Raw genomic sequence first — 21,202 nt, 5'->3', positions numbered from 1 at the left:
TGTGATTACTGGGCTTTTTCGGCGGCCAGTTCTTCCAGATCGATGTAGCGGTTGCCGATGCGCGGGTGCAGGCGGCCACCGTCGGCGCACCCGAGCACCACCACGATTTCGTCGGCACGCGGCGCGTCTTCGATCTGCATTTCCAGAGTGATGTAATGCGAACGCTGGCCTTCGTCGTCCTTGTGCATCATCGGGATCTGAATCGAAGTGCCCGGGCCGCCGCGCTTGTTGGTGAAGCTCAGGTAGCTCTTGGCCTTGACCGCTTCGCGGTAGTGATTGCCGAAGCGCAGGGTGTGGATCACCGCCGAGGCGTGTTCGATTTCGCCGTCGGCGCCGACCACTGCTGCCTTGCCGTAAGCCTCGATCTTCTCCGCACCGCCGATGATGCCCACCAGGCGCTCGACCATCAGCGCGCCGAGGTCGGAGCAGTTGGCGCGGATCTGCGGTTTCAGATCCTCAACGAAACCGTTGCCGACCCACGGGTTTTTCATCACCACGGCCAGCCCGACCATGGTTACCGGCTTGTCAGTGGCCTTGCCGCCTTCGATGAAGGTTTCTTCGACATAGCTGACGATCTTGCGAATTTCGAAACTCATGAGCTGCTCCGTAGGGGGATTGAGAGTGTCTGTGCGTCTTATGGTATACCATAATACCTGTCGTGCAAGTCCCCCACGCAAGATTTGCCGCATCCATCCGGCGAATGGCGGTGTATTCATCCGCCAGCCCCAATCTCACAAACACCATTGCACCCTGTGGGAGGGGGCTTGCTCCCGAAAGCGGTGGATCAGTCGACATCTCTGGTACCTGACACATCGCCTTCGGGAGCAAGCCCCCTCCCACAGTGGAAATCACCACCGACAGGAGGCCCATCCGGTTAACAAAAGATAACGTGGCGCCGATTGTCAGACGTTTCCAAAGCCCGATAGGATGAGCCAGCTTCCCAAGGCGCTCTGGACTGCGGGTTTCACGGCTATGCTTGTGACCTGTCAGTCACCACGAGCACCCTTGCGGCGCCCTAAGGCCGAATGGCCTAACAATAATAAATAGGGGAAGGTCTATGAGTCGTTGCCGCCCGCCGGCGTTTCGCAACACCGCGTTGCTGGCCACAGCACTCACCCTGCTGGGCTGTGCTGCCTTGTCGGCACCCGTGCTGGCCGCTGAAGCGCCAGCCGACGGGGTGTATTCCACCGAATCGGCCAAAGCCGCAAAAAGCCTGATGCTCGATGTCGTCCACGCCGGCACCCGGTTGGTGGCGGTGGGTGATCGCGGGCACATTCTCTATTCCGACGACCAGGGCAAGACCTGGACCCAGGCCAAGGTGCCGACCCGGCAACTGCTGACGGCGGTGTATTTCGTCGACGACAAGCACGGCTGGGCGGTCGGCCACGACGCGCAGATCCTCGCCAGCGAAGACGGCGGCCTGACCTGGAGCAAACAGTTCGAAGACCTCAAGCGCGAAGCGCCGCTGCTTGACGTCTGGTTCCAGAACGTCAATCACGGTGTGGCGGTCGGTGCCTACGGCGCCCTGCTGGAAACCACCGACGGCGGCAAGAACTGGCAAGACGTCAGTGACCGCCTCGACAACCAGGACCAGTTCCACCTCAACGCCATCGCCGCCGTCAAGGACGCCGGGCTGTTCATCGTCGGCGAGCAGGGCAGCATGTTCCGTTCCCCGGACTGGGGCCAGACCTGGGAAAAACTCCAGGGCCCGTATCAAGGCTCGCTGTTCGGTGTGATCGGCACCGCACAACCCCAGACTCTTCTGGCGTATGGCCTGCGCGGCAACCTCTATCGCTCCACCGACTTCGGCAGCACCTGGCAGCAGGTTGAACTCAAGGCCGCGCGCGGTGCGCTGGAGTTCGGTCTGTCCGGCGCAACCCTGCTTGCCGACGGCTCGATCGTGATCGTCGGCAACGGCGGCTCGGTCATCAGCAGCAGCGATAACGGCGAAACCTTCAGCGTGTTCAACCGCCCGGACCGCATCTCGCTGTCCTCGGTGACGGCGGCCGGCGACGGTAATCTGATTCTTACAGGGCAGGGCGGCGTGCACACCACGCAGCCAAACGGCGCCGAGATCAATAATAAGAAGGCGGGGCTATGACTTCCTTGAGCAATCATCATCAGGACAAGGCGACGTTCCTCGAACGTCTGATTTTCAACAACCGCCCGGCAGTGATCCTGATCTGCCTGGTGGTCAGCATCTTCCTGTTCTGGCAGGCCACGCTGATTCGGCCTTCCACCAGTTTCGAAAAAATGATCCCGCTCAAGCATCCGTTCATCGAGAAGATGATGGAGCACCGCAACGACCTCGCGAACCTGGGCAACACCGTGCGGATCTCGGTGGAAGCCACCGACGGCGACATCTTCTCCAAGGAGTACATGGAGACCCTGCGCCAGATCAACGACGAGGTGTTCTACATCTCTGGCGTCGACCGTTCCGGCCTCAAGTCGCTGTGGAGCCCGAGCGTACGCTGGACCGAAGTGACCGAAGAAGGCTTTGCCGGTGGTGAAGTGATCCCGCAGAGCTACGACGGCTCGCCGGAAAGCCTCGACATGTTGCGCAACAACGTCCTCAAGTCCGGGCAGGTCGGGCGCCTGGTGGCCAACGACTTCAAGTCGAGTATCGTCGACATCCCGCTGCTGGAGTCCTACCCGGATCCGCAGGATCAGGGCAAGCTGCTCGCGCTGGACTATCGCCAGTTCTCCCATGAACTGGAGGACAAGATCCGCAACAAGTTCGAAGCGCAGAACCCCAACGTCAAGATTCATATCGTCGGTTTCGCCAAGAAGGTCGGTGACCTGATCGACGGTCTGGTGATGGTGGTGATGTTCTTCGGCATCGCTTTCGTCATCACCCTGATCCTGCTGCTGTGGTTCACCAACTGCCTGCGCAGTACCGTGGCGGTGTTGAGCACCACACTGGTGGCGGTGGTCTGGCAGCTCGGGCTGATGCACTTCTTCGGTTTCGGACTCGATCCCTATTCGATGCTGGTGCCGTTCCTGATCTTCGCCATCGGCATTTCCCACGGTGTGCAGAAGATCAACGGGATCGCCCTGCAATCCAGCGAAGCCGATAACGCCTTGACGGCGGCGCGGCGCACTTTCCGGCAATTGTTCCTGCCGGGGATGATCGCGATTCTTGCCGACGCCGTGGGCTTCATCACGCTGCTGATCATCGACATCGGGGTGATCCGCGAACTGGCGATCGGCGCCTCCATCGGCGTGGCGGTGATCGTGTTCACCAACCTGATCCTGCTGCCGGTGGCGATTTCCTATGTCGGCATCAGCAAGCGCGCGATTGCCAAGAGCAAGAAGGACGCGAACCGCGAACATCCGTTCTGGCGTTTCCTGTCGAACTTCGCCAGCCCGAAAGTCGCACCGATCTCCATCGCTCTGGCGCTGATCGCTTTCGGCGGCGGCCTCTGGTACAGCCAGAACCTGAAAATCGGCGACCTCGATCAAGGTGCGCCGGAGCTGCGCCCGGACTCGCGCTACAACAAGGACAACAATTTCATCATCAACAACTATTCCACCAGTTCCGATGTGCTGGTGGTGATGGTCAAGACGGCCACCGAAGGCTGCTCGCGCTACGAAGCCATGGCGCCGATCGATGAGCTGATGTGGAAGATGCAGAACACCGAGGGCGTGCAGTCGGCGATCTCGCTGGTGACCGTGTCCAAGCAGATGATCAAGGGCATGAACGAGGGCAACCTGAAATGGGAAACCCTGTCGCGCAACCCGGATGTGCTGAACAACTCGATCGCCCGCGCCGACGGTCTGTACAACAACAGCTGTTCGCTGGCGCCGGTATTGATCTTCCTCAACGACCACAAGGCCGAAACCCTCGACCGTGCGGTACACGCGGTGCAGGAGTTCGCCAAGGCCAACAACAAGGACGGTCTGGAATTCATCCTCGCCGCCGGTAACGCCGGGATCGAGGCGGCCACCAACGAAGTGATCAAACAGGCCGAACTGACCATCCTGATCCTGGTGTACATCTGCGTCGCGGTGATGTGCATGATCACCTTCCGTTCATGGGCGGCGACTCTGTGCATCGTCCTGCCGCTGGTACTGACCTCGGTACTGGGCAACGCGCTGATGGCGTTCATGGGCATCGGCGTCAAAGTCGCGACCCTGCCGGTGGTGGCGCTGGGCGTGGGGATTGGCGTGGACTACGGGATCTACATCTACAGCCGACTGGAAAGTTTCCTGCGCGCCGGGCTGCCGTTGCAGGAAGCCTATTACCAGACCCTGAAATCCACCGGTAAAGCGGTGCTGTTCACCGGCCTGTGCCTGGCCATCGGCGTGTGCACCTGGATCTTCTCGGCGATCAAGTTCCAGGCCGACATGGGCCTGATGCTGACCTTCATGTTGCTGTGGAACATGTTCGGTGCGCTGTGGCTGCTGCCGGCCCTGGCGAAGTTCCTGATCAAGCCGGAGAAAATGGCGGGGCAGAAGGGCAATTCGCTGTTCTCCCACTGATCCGAATGCCGAAACAACAAAGCCGCAACCCGAGGGTTGCGGCTTTTTTTATCCAGTGAACATCACACCATTCAAAATGTGGGAGCGGGCTTACTCGCGAAAGCGGTGTGCCAGTCATAACATGCTTTGCTGACACTCCGCATTCGCGAGCAAGCCCGCTCCCGCAGGAGATTTTGGGTGTGTCAGGTGAGTTCTGTGCCGAGCACGACACTGAGAGCACTACGCGCATCATCCAGCTGCACCAGCGTCGCGTGGCGGGCGCCAAGCGCATCACGGTTCTCGATCGCCGTAAGAATCGCCTTGTGCCGTGGCAGCGCCAGCTCATGCAAATTCGGCCGCTGGTTGGAATGCTTCAACGCTTCGGCAATCGCCACCGACAACATGTTGCACAGGTTCGCCAACAGATCGTTGTGGGTCGCGTCGGCGATGCGGCTGTGAAAGTCGAGGTCCGGTTGCAGCAAGGCTTCCGGGGTCGGTGCGGCTTCCATGCGCTGATAGGCTTCGCCGATGGCGGCGATGTCGGCCTCGGTCGCATGCTGGGCGGCGAGGGCGGCGGCGGCCGGTTCGATGATGCTGCGCACGCTGGTCAGTACATTGAAGAATTCATTCTGCGGGCTGCTTTGCATCAGCCAGTGCAGTACGTCCGGATCGAGCATGTGCCATTCACGTCGGGCCTTGACCACCGTGCCGACACGCGGTTTGGAGTACACCAGTCCCTTGGCCACCAGCACTCGCGTGGCTTCACGCAACACCGGGCGGCTGACCGCGTATTCCTCGCACAACAGCGCTTCGGCGGGCAGTTTGTCGTCGGGCAAAAAACGTCCGGAGACGATCTGCATGCCCAGTTCCTGGACAATGCGCGAGTGCATGCTTTTGCGGTCGGAAGGTTTGCGGTAATCCATGGGGAACGGCGCGATCCTGAGCGATGGAGATGCCGCGCATCATAGCAGGCACGACACTGTATTGAGGCAGACACAGTAGCCAAATGTGGGAGCGGGCTTGCTCGCGAAAGCGGAGTGTCAGCCAAAAATATGGCACTGACACTCCCTCTTCGCGAGCAAGCCCGCTCCCACAGTGGGAATGCATTCCAAGGTAGGAGCTGCCGCAGGCTGCGATCTTTTGCTGTTAATGGGAGTGGCGGGGGACTTCAGCACCTCGGCAACCAACCAGGAAATCAAAGTCACAACCCTGATCCGCCTGCAGCACATGGTCGATGTACAACTGACGATAGCCGCCGACCAACAGCTGCTGCGGTGGTTGCAGATCCGCCATGCGCGCCGCCAGTTCGGCATCCGGAATGTCCAGATGCAAACGCCCGCTGGCGCAATCCAGCTCGATCCAGTCGCCTTCCTGCACCACCGCCAACGGCCCGCCGGCCGCCGCTTCCGGGGCGACGTGCAACACCACCGTGCCGTACGCGGTGCCGCTCATTCGCGCATCAGAAATGCGCACCATATCGGTCACACCCTGCGCCAGCAGTTTGGCCGGCAAGCCCATGTTGCCGACCTCGGCCATGCCCGGATAACCCTTTGGCCCGCAGTTCTTCATCACCAGAATCGAATCTTTATCGACATCCAGTTCCGGATCATTGATCCGCGCCTTGTACATGTCGAAGTTCTCGAACACCACCGCACGGCCACGATGCTGCATCAGCTCAGGCGTAGCGGCGGACGGCTTGAGCACCGCACCGAGCGGCGCCAGGTTGCCGCGCAGCACGCAGATACCACCGTCAGCGCGGATCGGATTGTCGAGGGTGCGGATCACTTGGTCTTCGCCGTAGATCGGCGCGTCCTGGGTGTTCTCGCCCAAGGTCTTGCCGTTGACGGTCAGCGCGTCGGGATTGGGAATCAGATTGGCCTCGCCGAGACGCCGCAGCACCGCCGGCAAGCCCCCGGCGTAGTAAAACTCTTCCATCAGGAAACGCCCGGACGGTTGCAGGTCGACAATGGTCGGCATGCCGCGCCCGATGCGCGTCCAGTCGTCCAGATCCAGTTCGACGCCGATGCGACCGGCGATGGCTTTCAGGTGAATCACTGCGTTGGTCGAGCCGCCAATAGCCGCGTTGACCCGAATGGCGTTTTCAAAGGCTTCTTTGGTCAGAATCTTCGACAGTCGCAAGTCTTCGCGCACCATCTCCACCGCGCGCATGCCGGACATGTGCGCCAACACATAACGCCGCGCATCGACTGCCGGAATCGCCGCGTTGTGCGGCAACGACGTGCCCAGTGCTTCGGCCATGCAAGCCATGGTCGACGCGGTGCCCATGGTGTTGCAGGTACCCGCCGAGCGTGACATGCCGCCCTCGGCCGCGAGGAAATCGTCGATGGTGATAGTGCCGGCCTTGACCTGTTCGCTGAGCTGCCAGACCACCGTGCCGGAGCCGATGTCCTTGCCCTTGTGCTTGCCGTTGAGCATCGGCCCGCCGGTGACGACGATCGCCGGCACATCGCAACTGGCCGCGCCCATCAGCAGCGCCGGAGTGGTCTTGTCGCAACCGGTCAGCAGCACCACACCGTCAATCGGGTTGCCGCGAATCGCTTCTTCGACGTCCATGCTCGCCAGGTTGCGAGTGAGCATGGCGGTCGGGCGCAGGTTCGACTCGCCATTGGAGAACACCGGGAATTCCACCGGAAAGCCGCCAGCCTCGATCACCCCGCGTTTGACGTGCTCCGCAATCTGGCGGAAATGCGCGTTGCACGGGGTCAGTTCCGACCAGGTGTTGCAGATGCCGATGATCGGCTTGCCATGAAACTGATGGTCGGCGATGCCCTGATTCTTCATCCAGCTGCGGTACATGAAGCCGTTCTTGTCGGCCGTGCCAAACCATTGGGCCGAGCGCAGGGTGGGTTTCTTCTCAGACATGATCGGTTCTCTTATTGTAAGACTATTGTTTGCGAGCCATGGCTAAACATAAGCGCAAAATCGCCGCTTTGGAAGTGTTGTTGGGTAATTAGTATTACTATATAGTTGTTTTCGGTGGAGGGATTGGCCCTGGCGGTTTTCCGCGAGAGGCGTCCCCCGAGGTTCTATAAAAACAACAATCGGAGACCGATCCCATGAGCCAGGAACTGCGGCTTGTCCGGCGCATCACGCTGAAACTGATTCCCTTCCTGATCCTGCTGTACCTGATCGCCTATGTGGATCGCTCCGCCGTCGGCTTCGCCAAGCTGCACATGGGCGCCGACATCGGCATCGGTGACGCGGCCTATGGCCTCGGTGCCGGGCTGTTTTTCATTGGCTACTTTCTTCTCGAAATCCCCAGCAACCTGATGCTCGAACGCTTCGGTGCGCGGCGCTGGTTTGCGCGGATCATGATCACCTGGGGCGCAATCACCATCGGCATGGCCTTCGTCCAGGGTCCGCATAGTTTCTACGTGATGCGCTTTCTGCTCGGCGCGGCGGAGGCGGGGTTCTTCCCCGGCGTTCTCTACTACATCACCCAATGGTTCCCGGTGCGCCATCGCGGCAAGATCCTCGGCCTGTTCATCCTCTCTCAACCAATCGCGATGATGATCACCGGCCCGGTATCCGGCGGCCTGCTGGGCATGGACGGCATCCTCGGTCTGCACGGCTGGCAGTGGCTGTTCATCGTCATCGGCACCCCGGCGATCCTCCTGACCTGGCCGGTCTTGCGCTGGCTGCCCGACGGCCCGCAGAACGTGAAGTGGATGGATCAGGCCGAGAAAGACTGGCTGACCGGCGAACTGAAAAAAGATCTTCAGGAATACGGCCAGACCCGTCACGGCAACCCGTTGCATGCGCTCAAAGACAAACGCGTGTTGCTGCTGGCGCTGTTTTACCTGCCGGTGACCCTGAGCATTTATGGCCTCGGCCTGTGGCTGCCGACGCTGATCAAACAGTTCGGCGGCAGCGATCTGGTGACCGGTTTTGTCTCGGCGGTGCCGTACATCTTCGGCATCGTCGGTCTGCTGATCGTGCCGCGCAGTTCCGACCGCATGAATGATCGCTACGGCCACCTTGCGGTGCTCTATGTGCTGGGCGCGCTGGGCCTGTTCTTCAGCGCGTGGCTGACCCTGCCGGTGGCGCAATTGGCGGCGCTGTGCCTGGTGGCGTTCGCGCTGTTTTCCTGCACGGCGGTGTTCTGGACCTTGCCGGGGCGGTTCTTTGCCGGCGCGAGTGCAGCGGCGGGGATCGCCCTGATCAACTCGGTGGGCAACCTCGGCGGCTATATCGGGCCGTTCGTGATCGGGGCGTTGAAGGAGTACACCGGGAATCTGGCTTCGGGGTTGTATTTCCTGTCGGGCGTGATGGTGTTCGGATTGATCCTCACGGGCATCGTCTACCGCGTGCTCGAGCGCAAACACGTGCTGCCGGCCGAGCAATTTGCCGCCAGCGCACGCGGTGCCACAAGAACCTGACTGGCCGACACCGACCTTGTGGGAGCGAGCTTGCTCGCGAAGAGGTCGGCACATTCAACATTTGTCGTGACTGTTACACCGCCTTCGCGAGCAAGCTCGCTCCCACAGGAATCAGCGGTGTTTTTGAGGGAATAGGAGAAGAATATGCATCTGGTTCAATTCGAATTGATTAACGGCGAGCGCCGCGTCGGCGTGGTCGACAACGGTCTGATCCGCGAAGTGCAGGACGCCCGCACTGTGCGCGATCTGGCCCTGGCCGCGATCGAGGCCGGCAATACCCTTGAACAGCAAGTTCAGACCCTCGGCCTGGGCATCAGTCATGACTATGCGCAGTTGCTCAAAGACCGGCGCATCCTGCCACCGCTGGACCATCCCGATCCTGCGCACCTGCTGGTCAGCGGCACCGGCCTGACGCACCTGGGCAGCGCCTCGGCGCGGGACAAGATGCACCAGCAGGCCGGCGACGAAGCGCAAATGACCGACACCATGCGCATCTTCAAATGGGGCGTGGAGGGCGGCAAACCGGCGGCGGGGCAGGCGGGCGTGCAACCGGAATGGTTTTACAAGGGCGACGGCAGCATCGTCGTGCGTCCGGGCGAGGCCTTCCCGTTGCCGCCGTTTGCCGAGGATGCCGGCGAGGAACCGGAAATGGCCGGGCTCTACGTCATTGGTCACGACGGCAAACCTTGGCGCCTCGGTTTCGCGGTGGGCAACGAGTTCTCCGACCACATCATGGAGCGCAAGAACTACCTGTACCTGGCGCATTCGAAACTGCGCAGTTGCAGCTACGGCCCGGAACTGCGCACCGGCGAACTGCCGCAGCATCTGGCCGGCACCAGCCGCATCCTGCGTGACGGTGAAGTGCTGTGGCAGAACGAATTCCTCAGCGGCGAAGCCAACATGTGCCACAGCCTCGCCAACCTCGAATACCACCATTTCAAATACCGCCAGTTCCTGCGTCCCGGCGACGTGCACATCCACTTTTTCGGCACCGCGACCCTGTCGTTCGCCGATGGCATCCGCACCCAACCCGGCGACCGGTTTGAAATCAGCCAGGCCGAATTCGGCGCACCACTGGTCAACGGCATCGCGCCGGCAGAAGCGGCTTTTCAACCGGACAGCATCGGCACCCTTTAAGGAGCTCCCATGACTCAGATTCTCGGTCACAACTACATCGGCGGGCAGCGCAGTGCCGCAGGTAACGTGAAACTGCACAGCGTCGACGCGACTACCGGCGAACAGCTGCCATACGATTTCATTCAGGCGACTGAAACCGAAGTCGATGCCGCCGCCAAAGCCGCCGCAGCAGCGTACCCGGCCTATCGCAGCCTCAGCGCCGAACGCCGCGCGCAATTTCTCGACGCGATTGCCGATGAGCTGGATGCGTTGGGTGATGATTTCGTGGCCGTGGTCTGTCGCGAAACCGCGTTGCCCGCCGGCCGCATTCAGGGTGAGCGCGGGCGTACCAGCGGCCAGATGCGCCTGTTCGCCAAGGTCTTGCGGCGCGGTGATTTCTACGGTGCGCGAATCGATCTGCCACTGCCGGATCGCCAGCCGTTGCCGCGTCCCGATCTGCGCCAGTACCGCATCGGCCTCGGCCCGGTTGCGGTGTTCGGTGCGAGCAACTTTCCGCTGGCGTTCTCCACTGCGGGTGGCGACACCGCTGCCGCGCTGGCCGCCGGTTGCCCGGTGGTGTTCAAGGCCCACAGCGGACACATGGCAACTGCTGAACTTGTCGCCGATGCGCTGATTCGTGCCGCCGAAAAAACTGCGATGCCCATCGGTGTGTTCAACATGATTTACGGCGGCGGTGTGGGCGAGTGGCTGGTCAAGCATCCGGCGATTCAGGCCGTCGGTTTCACCGGTTCGCTGAAGGGCGGTCGGGCCCTGTGCGACATGGCGGCGGCGCGGCCGCAACCGATCCCGGTGTTCGCCGAGATGTCGAGCATCAACCCGGTGATCGTTCTGCCGCAAGCCTTGGCTGAGCGTTCGGAGTCCATCGCCCGCGACCTGACCGCCTCGGTGGTGCAGGGCTGTGGTCAGTTCTGCACCAATCCGGGATTGGTCATCGGTATTCGTTCGCCGCAGTTCAGCGCCTTCGTCCAGCAAGTGGCCGGGCTGATCGGCGATCAACCGGCGCAGACCATGCTCAACGCCGGCACCCTCGGCAGCTACGGCAACGGCTTGCAGAAACTCTTGGCGCATTCCGGCATTGAGCATCTGGCGGGTCAGCCGCAGCAGGGCAATCAGGCGCAGCCGCAATTGTTCAAGGCCGACGTCAGCCTGTTGATCAACGGCGATGAAGTGCTGCAGGAAGAAGTGTTTGGCCCGACCACGGTGATCGTCGAAGTGGCGGACAAGGCCGAGCTCAGCGCGGCGCTGCAGGGCCTGCACGGCCAACTGACGGCGACGATGATCGGCGAGCAGACCGACTTCGAGCGCTTCCCGGAGCTGACGCCGTTGCTTGAGCAGAAGGTCGGGCGGATCCTGCTCAATGGTTATCCGACCGGGGTCGAGGTGTGTGACTCGATGGTGCATGGCGGGCCGTATCCGGCGACGTCCGATGCCCGTGGCACTTCGGTGGGGACGCTGGCGATTGATCGTTTCCTGCGTCCGGTGTGTTTCCAGAATTACCCCGACAGCCTGCTGCCGGAACCACTGAAGAATGCCAACCCGTTGCGCATTCAGCGCCTGGTGGATGGCAAGCCCTCGCGCGACGCGCTGTAACTGCCAGCCGATATCCCTGTGGGAGCGAGCCTGCTCGCGAATGCATTCTTCCAGTCAGCCTTTCATGGCCTGACACACCGCATTCGCGAGCAGGCTCGCTCCCACAAGGGTTCCCATAAGGCCTCTGGATCACATTGAGCTATCATTGGCCCTTTCCCCCCTAAGAAAGACTGTTTGCCATGACTGCCCGAACCCTTCTCAACGCCCTCGAACAATGCGGCATGGTCGAAATCGATGGTTTGCACGCCTTCGAATTCGCCCTCGACGAAGACGACAATCTGCACATCGAATGTATCGATGGCCGCACGGCCAAGCATTGGGAGTTCACCCCGGCGCAGGTTACGGCGGCGACGTTTGATGAAGACCTGCAGAGCTGGCTGATCATTGGCTATGCCAGCGACACCAAAACCACCGGCGAGCACCGTCTGGTCTGCCTCGGTGATGTATTCAGCAGCAGCGATGACGAGGATGAAACTGATGAAGATGCGTAAATTCTGGCCGCTGCTGATGGCCGGCAGCGTCGGTGCGATGGGCCTTTCCAGTGCCAGCGCCGAGAACTATCAATTGCTGGTCGGCTCCTACACAGCGGGCACCAGCCAGGGCATCTATCGAATGAATTTCGATAGCGCCACCGGCCAGATTGCCGCCAAGCCGCTGCAAGTGGTGAAGAGCGAAAACCCGTCATGGCTGACCCTGTCCAAAGACCAGCATCGGCTGTTCGTGGTCAATGAAAACGGCCCCGGCCAGAAAGACCCGGTCGGTCGCGTCAGCAGCTATTCGATTGATCCGAAGACCCACGCCCTGACCCTGATCAATCAGGTGCAGAGCCTGGGTAACGAACCGACCCACTCAAGCCTCAGCGGCGACGCCAGCCACCTGTTCGTCAGCAACTATTCGGTGATGGAAGATCCGGGTGGCACCCTCGCGGTGTTGCCGGTCGGTGCCGATGGCAAGCTCAAACCGGTGGTGCAGATGAGCGCGCACCCGGCGAGCCGGGTCAATCCCGAGCGTCAGGCGTCGAACCACGTGCACTCGACCGTTTCCTCACCGGATGGTCGCTACGTGTTCTCCAACGACCTCGGTGCGGACAAGGTCTTCATCTACAAATTTGACCCGAAGGCCAACCCGGACCTGCCGCTGACCCCGGCGAAAACCGCCTCGATCGCCTTGCCGGCCGGCAGCGGCCCGCGTCATCTGCTGTTCAGTGCTGACGGCAAACATGCTTGGCTGACCATGGAAATGAGCGCGCAGGTGGCGGTGTTCGACTACAACGACGGCGTGCTGACCCAGACGCAAATGGTCGATCTGGCTGCCGGCCAACCGACCTCGGACAAGGCCGGTGCGGCGCTGCATGCCTCGGCGGATGGCAAATTCCTGTACGTCAGCAACCGTGGCACGGCCAATCAGTTGGTGGTGTTCAGCATCGACCCGGCGACCGGTCAGCTCAAGGAGCTGCAAAAACGCTCGGTGGAAGGTGATCACCCGCGTGAGTTCAGCCTCGATCCGAGTGGCAAATTCCTGCTGATCGCCAACCAGAAGAGCAACGAAATTGTTGTCGTCGAGCGCGATGCCAAGACCGGTCTGCTTGGCAAAACCGTGCAAAAACTGCCGATGGACGCCCCGAGCGACCTGAAGTTTCTAGTGCGACAATAAGCCACAGGCCCCGGTTTGCGGGGCCTGTCTCTTTGTATTAATGGCGCTGATATCCGGTAATGCTACAAAGCATTTCAAGCGATCAACCCTCGAGCGTTAAGTTTGCTTCACGGCCCAACCGGGCAAAGCAAGCCAACCGAACACGAGGGTTACCGCCATGAACTTCAATCTCTTCTCCGTTATCGCCGCTTCCGCCATCTCTGCCACCGTTGCATTGCCAGCCAGTGCCAACGCTGAAGTCAGCAGCAAAAAATCCCACACCCAGAGCTACACCCAGAAATACCTGCAACAGAGCGCCAACTTCTACGCCGCGCTGGATCACAAAGCCCAACACTGAACGTCCGATTTGGCACCGCTCCCTGTAGGAGCTGCCGAAGGCTGCGATCTTTTGATCTTCAACGTCAAAAGATCGCAGCCTTCGGCAGCTCCTACACGTATGCGTGATCGAAAAATCTCTGCTCGATAGGTTTTCTCCAACACCGAGATAGAAGGCCTAAATAATCAACCAAGCTGATGGTTACTATGGGAAACCCTGAGTGGTTACCGCGGCTTTTTTGATCGATCCTGACGGCACTGAAACATGCCCACGGAGCACATCATGGCCAGTTCAATCATTACCTCAGCCAAGCGCGGCGCCTACCTGGCCATCGGTCTTTACCTGGCCCTGGTGCTGTTTGTCAGCATCGCCGCGCAGACTCAACACAGCTTCGAAGCGCCGATCCAGGTCGCACACCCCGGCATCCAGTTCGAACACCGCGCAGACGTGCTGGTTGATCGTGCTGAACTCGCAGGAGTGGGCGGAGCATGAAAGGTTACAGACTCTGGGTCATCGCCGGACTGGCACTGATGACCAATGGCGCGGCGTTACTCGGCTTCGGTCAAGGCTCGGTGGGTGCGCTGGCACGGGCCATAGAGGCTAATCACAGCATTGCGCACAACATCGAACGGGCAAATACCCTGGGGCTGATGGCCGGCAACCCACCGGTAAAAGTCTCGGCCGATTTTCTCGGCCCCTTCGAAGTGGATTGCATGGCACTCGGCATGTGCAACGCGCTCGCTTAGACAACACGAACCACTGTGGCGAGGGAGCTTGCTCCCGCTGGGTTGCGAAGCAGCCCCAAATGCGGCGATCGCCTATTTCTGATGATCCGTGTTGAATGGTTTTGCGACTGCTGCGCAGCCGAGCGGGAGCAAGCTCCCTCGCCACAGGTGCTGTGTGAAGCGGGCGTCGGGGTTACTTCTTCATGATCGCCGTGAACAGCTCGGACTCAAGAAAACCCTGCAACCACGCCTGCAACCACACATAAGGCGTTTGCGCAAACCACTCGCGATCCACATGCGCAAACTGCCGAACGAACGGCAGCAGCGCGATATCCGCAAGACACGGATGATCACTCAGCAAATAATCCCGACCTTCAAGCAACCCATCCAGCCTCTGCAAAAACACCGCGCCCTCAGCCCGATAAACCTCCATCGGCTGCTCGGGATAGCGCTCGGCGTATTTGTAGCGATTCAGATGCAGCTTGAATGCCTGATCGTTGGCTTCGATCAACTCGGCAATCCGTGAATCACCGCCAAGCAACCAGTTGTCAGGATCATTCTGTGCCAACGCCCAGCGCATGATCTCCAGGCTCTCATCGATCACTCGACCCTCCGCATCCAGCACCGGCACCGTGCCTTTGGGCGAGATCGCCAGCATCTCGGCCGGTTTGGCCTTGAGGCTGACTTCGACGATCTCTACCGGTACGCCCGAATAACGCAGAGCCATTCGCGCGCGCATCGCGTAAGGGCAGCGGCGGAACGAATACAGCGTGTTCATTTCACCTCCAGCGTGCTCAAGCCGTTGCCTTGGCGTTGCACCTGTATCTGCACCGGAATCCGTTCGTGCATTTCCTGTACGTGGGAAATCACCGCGACCTTGCGCCCCTGCGCCTGCAAGCCGTCGAGTGCATCCATGGCCAGTTGCAGCGACTCCGGATCGAGGCTGCCGAAGCCTTCGTCGATGAACAGCGATTCGATCTTCAGCGTGCTCGACGCCATCGATGCCAGGCCCAGTGCAAGGGCCAGCGACACCAGGAAGGTTTCGCCGCCGGACAGCGAATGCACCGAGCGCAATTCGTCGCCCATCTCGGTGTCCATCACCAGCAGGCCGAGCATGCTGCCGCCGCGTTTCAGGCGATAGCGTTTGACCAGTTGGCGCAACTGCACGTTGGCGTGATGCACCAGCAAGTCGAGGTTGTAGGCTTGGGCGATCTTGCGGAAGGTGTCGCCGGTGGCCGAGCCGATCAACGCATTCAAACGCGCCCAGCGCTGATACTCGGCATAGGCGTCGGCAATCTGCTGCGCCAGCGCCTGATTGGCGTTTTGCCGGCGCTGATCCTCGGCCTGTTCGGCGCGCAGTTCGGCGCACTGTTGCTCGCTGAGGTTGAACTGGTTCTGCAGGTCGGCGAGGGCGCTGGCGAGTTGTTCGGCATCGAGGTTGCCGTTGTGCTGCGCCTGATGATCGGCCAGACGCTGATCACGTTCCTGCAGCAGCACTTTGGCCTGTTCGATGGCTTTTTCGTTGTGCTGCAAGCGCTGGCGCAATTCGCTGAGCTGCGTGTCATCGACGCGCAGCAAGTCTTCGAGACCACCGTCATCCAGCTCCGGATGACGCCCGCGCCAGTCGGCAATTTTCTGCGTCAGCTCATTGTCTTCGCTTTGCAGTGCCTGCAAGCGTTCTTGCTGAGCCTTGAGTTCGGCGCCAATCTGCACCCGTTGCGTACGCACGTTCTGCAGTTCCGCAGCCGTGCTGGTTTCGGCGTTGCGCGCTTGTTCCACAGCCTGTTCCAGTTGCTGCTGCCAGTGTTCGGCGCTGCTGTGTTCGCCCAGCAGTTGCGCGAGTTGCGCCTGGCAGGCCTGTTGCTGCTCAGCCAGTGCGCTGAACTGCTGCTCGGCGCTTTGCAATTGCTGGACGCGGCTGTGCTGGCGATCCTGTTCCTTCTCCAGGGTTTGCTGGCGTTGTTGCTGTTCGGCCAATTCTTCCTTCTGCTGCTCGACATGCGCCAAACGCTCGGCAATCTGCCGATCCAGCTGCATGAAGGTCGCCGCCGGCTCGACGCGCAAGGCTTCGAGGGTGTCGGCCGGCAGCAGGCTGGCGAACGCGGTGAGCTCTTCGTCGAGACGCTGACGGTCGCTGCTCAGTTCGCGCTGTTGATTGCTCAGGTGCTGCGCCGCTTGCTGATGCGCGGTTTCGGCGTTGCGCAGTTGCTGGGTCAGGCGCGCCGCATCCTGTTGCAGGGTGAGCAGGGCGCTCTGGCGTTGTTCGTCCTGCGTGATGCTCTGGTTCAGTTGATCGGTTTGCCGGGTCAGCCAGGCGTCACGCTTGTCGGCATCCTGATTCAGCAACTGAGGGGCCAGCGGATGCGCCTCCAGACTCGGCGCCAGTGCCTGAAGCTGGGCGGTCAATTGCTCCTGCTGTTGCAACAGCTCTTTCTGTCGGGCGATCACGCCACCGACTTCGGCGCGCAGCTCGGTGAGTTTTTCCTTGAGCTGATCCACCGCTCGCTGCGCGCTGGCCTGCTCGGACTCATCGTGACGGCCGAGGCTTTGCAGCAGCGCTTCCGGCTGATGATACGGATGCTCGTTGCTGCCGCAGACCGGGCAGGGCTGGTCGTCCTGCAACTGCGCGCGCAACTCTTCGACACTGGCACTGCGCGCCAGACGCTGGCGCTCGAGCAGTTCACGGGTGACGTTGAGGGTTTGTTCGGCGATGGTCAGTTCGGCCTTGGTTTTCACCCCATCCTGGGTCAGGCGTTCGCGTTCCTGCTGTGCGTCGAGCAGGCGCTGTTGCAACTCGGCGCCGCGTTTTTCCAGCTCCTGCTGACTGGCCCACAGCCGCGTCAGGTCTTCGATGGCGCGCAGCTGTTTGCGGTTGTCCTGCAACAGAGTGCCGAGGATGCCGATCTGCTCGGCGACCGCATCCGGCTCGGCGCCGGCCTCCTTGAACAGCACTTCCAGTTGCTGCTTTTGCGTGGCCAGCGCTTCGGCGCTTTGGCTTGCATTCTGTTCGAGGGTCGCCAGTTCGGCTTGCCCTTTGTTCAGTCGATTACCGATCAGCATCAACTGTTGCAGGCGATCGCGGTAGGCATTCCATGCATCGCTGAGCGGTGCCAGATGAGCGCTTTGTTCGAGCTCGGCGGCCATTTTCTGCAGGCGTTCAGCAACTTCAGCCTGTTTTTCCTGCAAGGCTTGAATGGCGCTCTGGCCTTGCGTGCAGGCCTGCTCGGCGGTTTGACGGGCGTCGGCGCTGAGGGCGGTGTCCTTGGCGAGGCGGGCGAGGGTGCTCTGCTCTTCGAAAGCCTGACGCAGCAGCGGGGCGCTTTCGCTGTTGCGCTGCTGCGCTTCGGTCAGGGCGATTTTTGCCGCATCGAGTGCCTGCTCCAGTTGCGTCTGACGCTCATTGAGTTCGCCATGCTGGCGAGTGTGCGCGGCAATTTGTGCGGCCAGCGGCGTCAGTTGCGCATCGAGTTCAGTCTTGCGCGCGAACTGGTGGCGCTGCGGGGCGAGTTGTTCCAGGCGCGTCAGCTTCAGGCGCTCGCCGGCCAGGCTTTCCCACTGTTGCTGCGCACTGTGCAGTTGTTCGGCAGCCGCTTGCTGCGCGTCCTGCAACTGGCGCAAATCCTTGAGCCAGCTGTGCTGTTGTTCCAGTTGCTTGAGCTGCGCTTGCTGCAACTTCAATTGCTGCTGGGCAGCGTTGAAACGCTCATCCAGTTCGGCCCGCGCCTCGGGCGCCAGCGGAGTGACGCCGGTGGCTTGGTCCTGCAGCAGCTTGTGCGCTTCGCGGGCCTCTTTGGTCTTGTCGAACGCGCGGCGGCCGAGGCGGGTGTAGAGCGCGGTGTCGGTGAGTTTTTCCAGCAGTTCGCTGCGGTCGTTGTCGTCGGCCTTGAGAAACGCACTGAACTCGCTCTGGGCCAGCAGTACGGCGCGGGTGAACTGTTCGAAGTTCAGACCGAGTGCGGCTTCGAGTTGGGTCTTGTACTCGCCTTTCTGACTGGCGAGCAGTTGATCCTGATCGATGTCACGCAGGCTCTGACGGCTGGCCTGCAACTTGCCGCCAGCCTTTTCCCGGGCGCGGTTGGCTTCCCAGCGTGCACGGTAACGGCGGCCGTCGACGCCGACAAAATCCACCTCGGCATAACCTTCACCGGTACCACGGCGCAGCAAGGTGCGTGGGTCGCCAGTGGCGATTTCACCGTCAGCGTCCGGCACCTTGGCGTCGCGACCGGTGTTGTTCAGGCGCGGGACCGCACCGAACAGCGCCAGGCATAACGCGTCGAGCAAGGTACTTTTACCGGCGCCGGTCGGCCCGGTGATCGCGAACAACCCGGCACTGGCCAGCGGTTCGGCGGTGAAATCAATCTCGAACGGCCCGGCCAGCGAGGCGAGGTTCTTCAAGCGAATGGCGAGAATCTTCATGGCTGCTCACCCTCCAGTTGCACGTCTTGCAGCAGTTCGGCGAAGTCCTTGAGCGTCTGTTCATCGACCTCGTTGCCGTAATTGTCGAGCCAGGCGCGACTGAACAGTTCCTGCGGGGTGAGTTGATCGAGTTCGATCAATGCGCTGCCTTCTTCGGCACCGTCAGCACCGCGATTGCCGGCGTATTCGGCGGCAATCCGCACCAGGCGCACGGCTTTGCCTTGCAGGGCGTTTTCCACTTGATGGCGCAGATCCGGCTGCGGCTCGTCGAGGGTCACGCGCACCTCCAGCCATGGCTGGCGCTGGGTTTCGGCGAGCAGATCGATGTTCGGCAGGTCGGCCAGTTGCAGCAGGATCTCCGCCAGCGGCGCCGGGCCGATGCGTTGCAGGTTGACCGAGCGCGGGATCAGTTTCGGTTCAACGCTGACCAGCGTTTCGCCGTCGAGGATGATGTCGAGAATCTGATGCTGATAACCGATCTCCGAGAACGACAACGGAATCGGCGAGCCGCTGTAGCGAATGCGCTCTTCACCGTTGACCTTCTGCGGCTTGTGCAAATGGCCGAGGGCGACGTAGCTGATGCTCGGCCCGAACAGGCTGGCCGGCAGTGCTTCGGCATTGCCGATGATCAGGCTGCGCTCAGAATCTTCCGAGACCGAGCCCCCGGCCATGTGCGCATGGCTGATGGCGACCAGCGCCTGACCCGGTTGGCGCTTGGCATTCGCCGCTTCGATCAGCCATTCATGCACCTGACCGATGCCACGCAAATAATTGTCGCCCAGATGCGCGCCAGTCACTTCCGCCGGACGCAGGAACGGCAACGCCAGGCACCATGCGGCGATCTCGCCTTGGGCATTCGGCAGTGGCAGCAGCAGACGTTCGGCGTCGAGCTGGCCGTCATCCAGCCACAACACCCGACCCAGCGCATGGGTGCGCAAACGGCGCATCAACGGCGCCGGCAGCTCGATGCGCGAGCCGGAATCGTGGTTGCCGGCGATCATCACGATGGTCAGCAACGGTTGCTGCTCGTGTGCGCTGACGATGAAGTCGTAGAGGCGTTCCTGGGCTTTGACCGGCGGATTGACCGTGTCAAAGATGTCCCCGGCAATCAGCAGCACATCCGGCTGTGCCAGTTGCAGTTGGCGCAGCAGCCATTCGAGAAAGCACGCATGCTCGAAATCGCGCTCCTGGCCGTGCAGGTTTTGCCCAAGGTGCCAGTCGGAGGTGTGAAACAGACGCAAGGTGGACTCCGCTACAGAAATAGGTGATGGCCGCGGGGGAAATGATGGGCGGCTAAAGAGGGGGGAGTTTACAGATTATTGCGTCAGGAGGGCTGACCGTGGCTCAGCAGGACGGTGGTATGGACGCGCAATTTGGCCATGATCGTTTATCGACAACTCAATCTGTTAATTGACGCCAAAATAGTGGCCATCTAATATCTCGGGATCTTCTCGACCTGATTCGTTGCAAGTGTTCTACACGATTGACGGTAAAACGAAATCTGTAGTTTTTGAGAACGAAGCCCGAAAAATACCGGAGATAATCGAGTGATCACAGATGATCTAGAAATCGTCAAAAAAATTTTTCAGATGGTCGAGGGGGGTGTTGTTCACGGCTACGATGCCTTCCGTTACGAGATCGAGATGGGTGAAGGGTTTACGGAGGCCGAACTGACGGTAGAGAAAGACGGTGTTGAGGTAACGGACGCTGAAATCAATTTCGATGTCTCCGACATATATTTTTTGGCAAAAGATTTAAAGGCTAATGCCGTGAAACGTGGCGAGCCATGGAAATCATTTGTGATGTCTTATCGTGACGGCGAGCAAGTGAAGACAAAATTCAACTATTGATCCGCGAAGTCTTTGCAAAAAGTCATCTTGCTATCTGAAAAACCGGCGGCACTGGTCGTCCGTTTCCAGAGTTGACGCCATTTCACTTATGGCAGCAACTCGAGGCTTTTTCATTTTCATACCGATCATGATGCGCCCCCATCCATGATCTCATCCTCATTCCTGCCCTTGGGTATGAGGTTGAAGTAGTTGTCTGCATCGACCAGCATGTCCACGCCGCGGGCATAGGTTGAATACGTAGGGAAAATCTCGCCCTTTGCATCACGATGGTAAGGTGACAGATTTATTTTTGACGAACCAGTTCCATAAAGAGGTTTATATGCTTTGCCTAAGGTGTCAGCAGGACTATATTGTTAAGGCGAAAATCAAAGCAACCGAAGCTTTTATTTTTACTTGTCCGGAGTGTGATGCAACGTGGTTCAAGATCGAAGAAATTGGGGTTGCGCCTTTTTTGGATTTCGCTACTTACATGAATAGTATTGGCCTTGCCGGAGTGTGGGAAGAGTTAGAGGTTATTGCTGAAAGAGTATGAGTTTCAGTAATTTCGGCTCGAGGAGTAAAAGGTCAGCGCGTTGTCAGGGGCAAATGGGGACAAACCACGTTTAGAAAGCACTGCGAAAACGTAGTCTGTCCCCGTTTTACATTGACGGTAAA

General features: G+C 60.4%; 18 protein-coding genes and 1 pseudogene. 12 read left to right on the top strand and 7 right to left on the bottom strand.

Annotated elements, in window-relative coordinates; genetic code table 11:
- Positions 1-5 precede the first annotated feature (5 nt).
- On the bottom strand, positions 6-596 hold the full coding sequence (locus tag M0814_RS01455) for an amino acid synthesis family protein (protein WP_098964278.1): 591 nt from the start codon (positions 594-596) through the stop codon (positions 6-8).
- 461 nt (positions 597-1,057) lie between these two features.
- Between M0814_RS01455 and M0814_RS01450 the strand changes: the two genes are divergently transcribed.
- Together M0814_RS01450 and M0814_RS01445 are read left to right on the top strand one after the other, a co-directional pair.
- Entirely contained in the window at positions 1,058-2,101 is a 1,044-nt protein-coding gene (locus M0814_RS01450) for a YCF48-related protein (protein WP_003225711.1), read from the top strand.
- Positions 2,098-4,482: an RND family transporter gene (locus M0814_RS01445; RefSeq protein ID WP_103484454.1), complete on the top strand. Its 2,385-nt coding sequence runs from the start codon at positions 2,098-2,100 to the stop codon at positions 4,480-4,482. The genes M0814_RS01450 and M0814_RS01445 overlap by 4 nt, the downstream gene beginning before the upstream one ends.
- Before the next feature lie 182 nt (positions 4,483-4,664).
- Here M0814_RS01445 and M0814_RS01440 read toward each other — a convergent pair whose 3' ends face one another.
- On the bottom strand, positions 4,665-5,384 hold the full coding sequence (locus M0814_RS01440) for a FadR/GntR family transcriptional regulator (RefSeq protein WP_045122493.1): 720 nt from the start codon (positions 5,382-5,384) through the stop codon (positions 4,665-4,667).
- Positions 5,385-5,607: 223 nt separating this feature from the next.
- On the bottom strand, positions 5,608-7,344 hold the full coding sequence (locus M0814_RS01435) for an IlvD/Edd family dehydratase (RefSeq protein ID WP_103484455.1): 1,737 nt from the start codon (positions 7,342-7,344) through the stop codon (positions 5,608-5,610).
- A 194-nt stretch (positions 7,345-7,538) separates the two neighbouring features.
- On the opposite strand from M0814_RS01435, the gene M0814_RS01430 reads away from it, so the two are divergent.
- From M0814_RS01430 to M0814_RS01395, 8 genes are all read left to right on the top strand, one after another.
- Complete coding sequence (locus tag M0814_RS01430) at positions 7,539-8,861, top strand: MFS transporter (RefSeq protein ID WP_103484456.1); 1,323 nt, start codon at positions 7,539-7,541, stop codon at positions 8,859-8,861.
- A gap of 144 nt (positions 8,862-9,005) precedes the next feature.
- Positions 9,006-9,998, top strand: coding sequence for an AraD1 family protein (gene araD1, locus M0814_RS01425; RefSeq protein WP_103484457.1), 993 nt, complete (start codon positions 9,006-9,008; stop codon positions 9,996-9,998).
- Positions 9,999-10,007: 9 nt separating this feature from the next.
- The gene (locus tag M0814_RS01420; RefSeq protein WP_103484458.1) at positions 10,008-11,588 is read left to right on the top strand and encodes an aldehyde dehydrogenase (NADP(+)); all 1,581 of its coding nucleotides are present in this window, start codon (positions 10,008-10,010) and stop codon (positions 11,586-11,588) included.
- Positions 11,589-11,767: 179 nt separating this feature from the next.
- Positions 11,768-12,079 carry a DUF5629 family protein gene (locus M0814_RS01415; protein WP_103484459.1) on the top strand — a complete coding sequence of 104 codons (312 nt, stop codon included), beginning with the start codon at positions 11,768-11,770 and terminating at the stop codon, positions 12,077-12,079.
- Positions 12,066-13,241 (top strand): lactonase family protein, encoded by a 1,176-nt coding sequence (locus tag M0814_RS01410; protein ID WP_103484460.1) that lies wholly within the window; start codon positions 12,066-12,068, stop codon positions 13,239-13,241. The genes M0814_RS01415 and M0814_RS01410 overlap by 14 nt, the downstream gene beginning before the upstream one ends.
- 157 nt (positions 13,242-13,398) lie before the next feature.
- The gene (locus tag M0814_RS01405) at positions 13,399-13,578 is read left to right on the top strand and encodes a hypothetical protein (protein ID WP_003225702.1); all 180 of its coding nucleotides are present in this window, start codon (positions 13,399-13,401) and stop codon (positions 13,576-13,578) included.
- A 261-nt stretch (positions 13,579-13,839) separates the two neighbouring features.
- Entirely contained in the window at positions 13,840-14,049 is a 210-nt protein-coding gene (locus M0814_RS01400) for a hypothetical protein (protein ID WP_103486677.1), read from the top strand.
- The gene (locus tag M0814_RS01395; protein ID WP_003225699.1) at positions 14,046-14,303 is read left to right on the top strand and encodes a hypothetical protein; all 258 of its coding nucleotides are present in this window, start codon (positions 14,046-14,048) and stop codon (positions 14,301-14,303) included. The genes M0814_RS01400 and M0814_RS01395 overlap by 4 nt, the downstream gene beginning before the upstream one ends.
- A gap of 172 nt (positions 14,304-14,475) precedes the next feature.
- Here the strand turns inward: M0814_RS01395 and M0814_RS01390 are convergent, their stop codons facing one another.
- Genes M0814_RS01390 through M0814_RS01380 form a run of 3 tightly spaced genes read right to left on the bottom strand, consistent with a single transcriptional unit; the run spans position 14,476 to position 19,939 of the window.
- Positions 14,476-15,060 (bottom strand): glutathione S-transferase, encoded by a 585-nt coding sequence (locus M0814_RS01390; protein ID WP_103486652.1) that lies wholly within the window; start codon positions 15,058-15,060, stop codon positions 14,476-14,478.
- Positions 15,057-18,698 (bottom strand): AAA family ATPase, encoded by a 3,642-nt coding sequence (locus M0814_RS01385; RefSeq protein ID WP_103486651.1) that lies wholly within the window; start codon positions 18,696-18,698, stop codon positions 15,057-15,059. Before M0814_RS01385 ends, M0814_RS01390 begins: the two co-directional genes overlap by 4 nt.
- Positions 18,695-19,939 (bottom strand): exonuclease SbcCD subunit D C-terminal domain-containing protein, encoded by a 1,245-nt coding sequence (locus tag M0814_RS01380; RefSeq protein WP_003225695.1) that lies wholly within the window; start codon positions 19,937-19,939, stop codon positions 18,695-18,697. Before M0814_RS01380 ends, M0814_RS01385 begins: the two co-directional genes overlap by 4 nt.
- A gap of 306 nt (positions 19,940-20,245) precedes the next feature.
- On the opposite strand from M0814_RS01380, the gene M0814_RS01375 reads away from it, so the two are divergent.
- On the top strand, positions 20,246-20,548 hold the full coding sequence (locus M0814_RS01375) for a hypothetical protein (RefSeq protein ID WP_103486650.1): 303 nt from the start codon (positions 20,246-20,248) through the stop codon (positions 20,546-20,548).
- 82 nt (positions 20,549-20,630) lie between these two features.
- On the opposite strand, the pseudogene M0814_RS01370 reads toward M0814_RS01375, so the two are convergent.
- Positions 20,631-20,829: pseudogene (locus tag M0814_RS01370) on the bottom strand (DUF899 family protein); the annotation flags it as partial.
- Here M0814_RS01370 and M0814_RS01365 point away from each other — a divergent pair.
- Positions 20,823-21,080 carry a hypothetical protein gene (locus M0814_RS01365; protein ID WP_247868454.1) on the top strand — a complete coding sequence of 86 codons (258 nt, stop codon included), beginning with the start codon at positions 20,823-20,825 and terminating at the stop codon, positions 21,078-21,080. The pseudogene M0814_RS01370 and the gene M0814_RS01365 sit on opposite strands and share 7 nt — an antisense overlap.
- The last annotated feature ends 122 nt before the right edge of the window (positions 21,081-21,202 follow it).

It is taken from the genome of Pseudomonas sp. MWU12-2020 (genome assembly GCF_023100605.1).
GTDB lineage: Bacteria > Pseudomonadota > Gammaproteobacteria > Pseudomonadales > Pseudomonadaceae > Aquipseudomonas > Aquipseudomonas fluorescens_H.
Note: the sequence above shows the minus strand (reverse complement) of the source record. Positions and strands in the feature narration are given on the sequence as shown.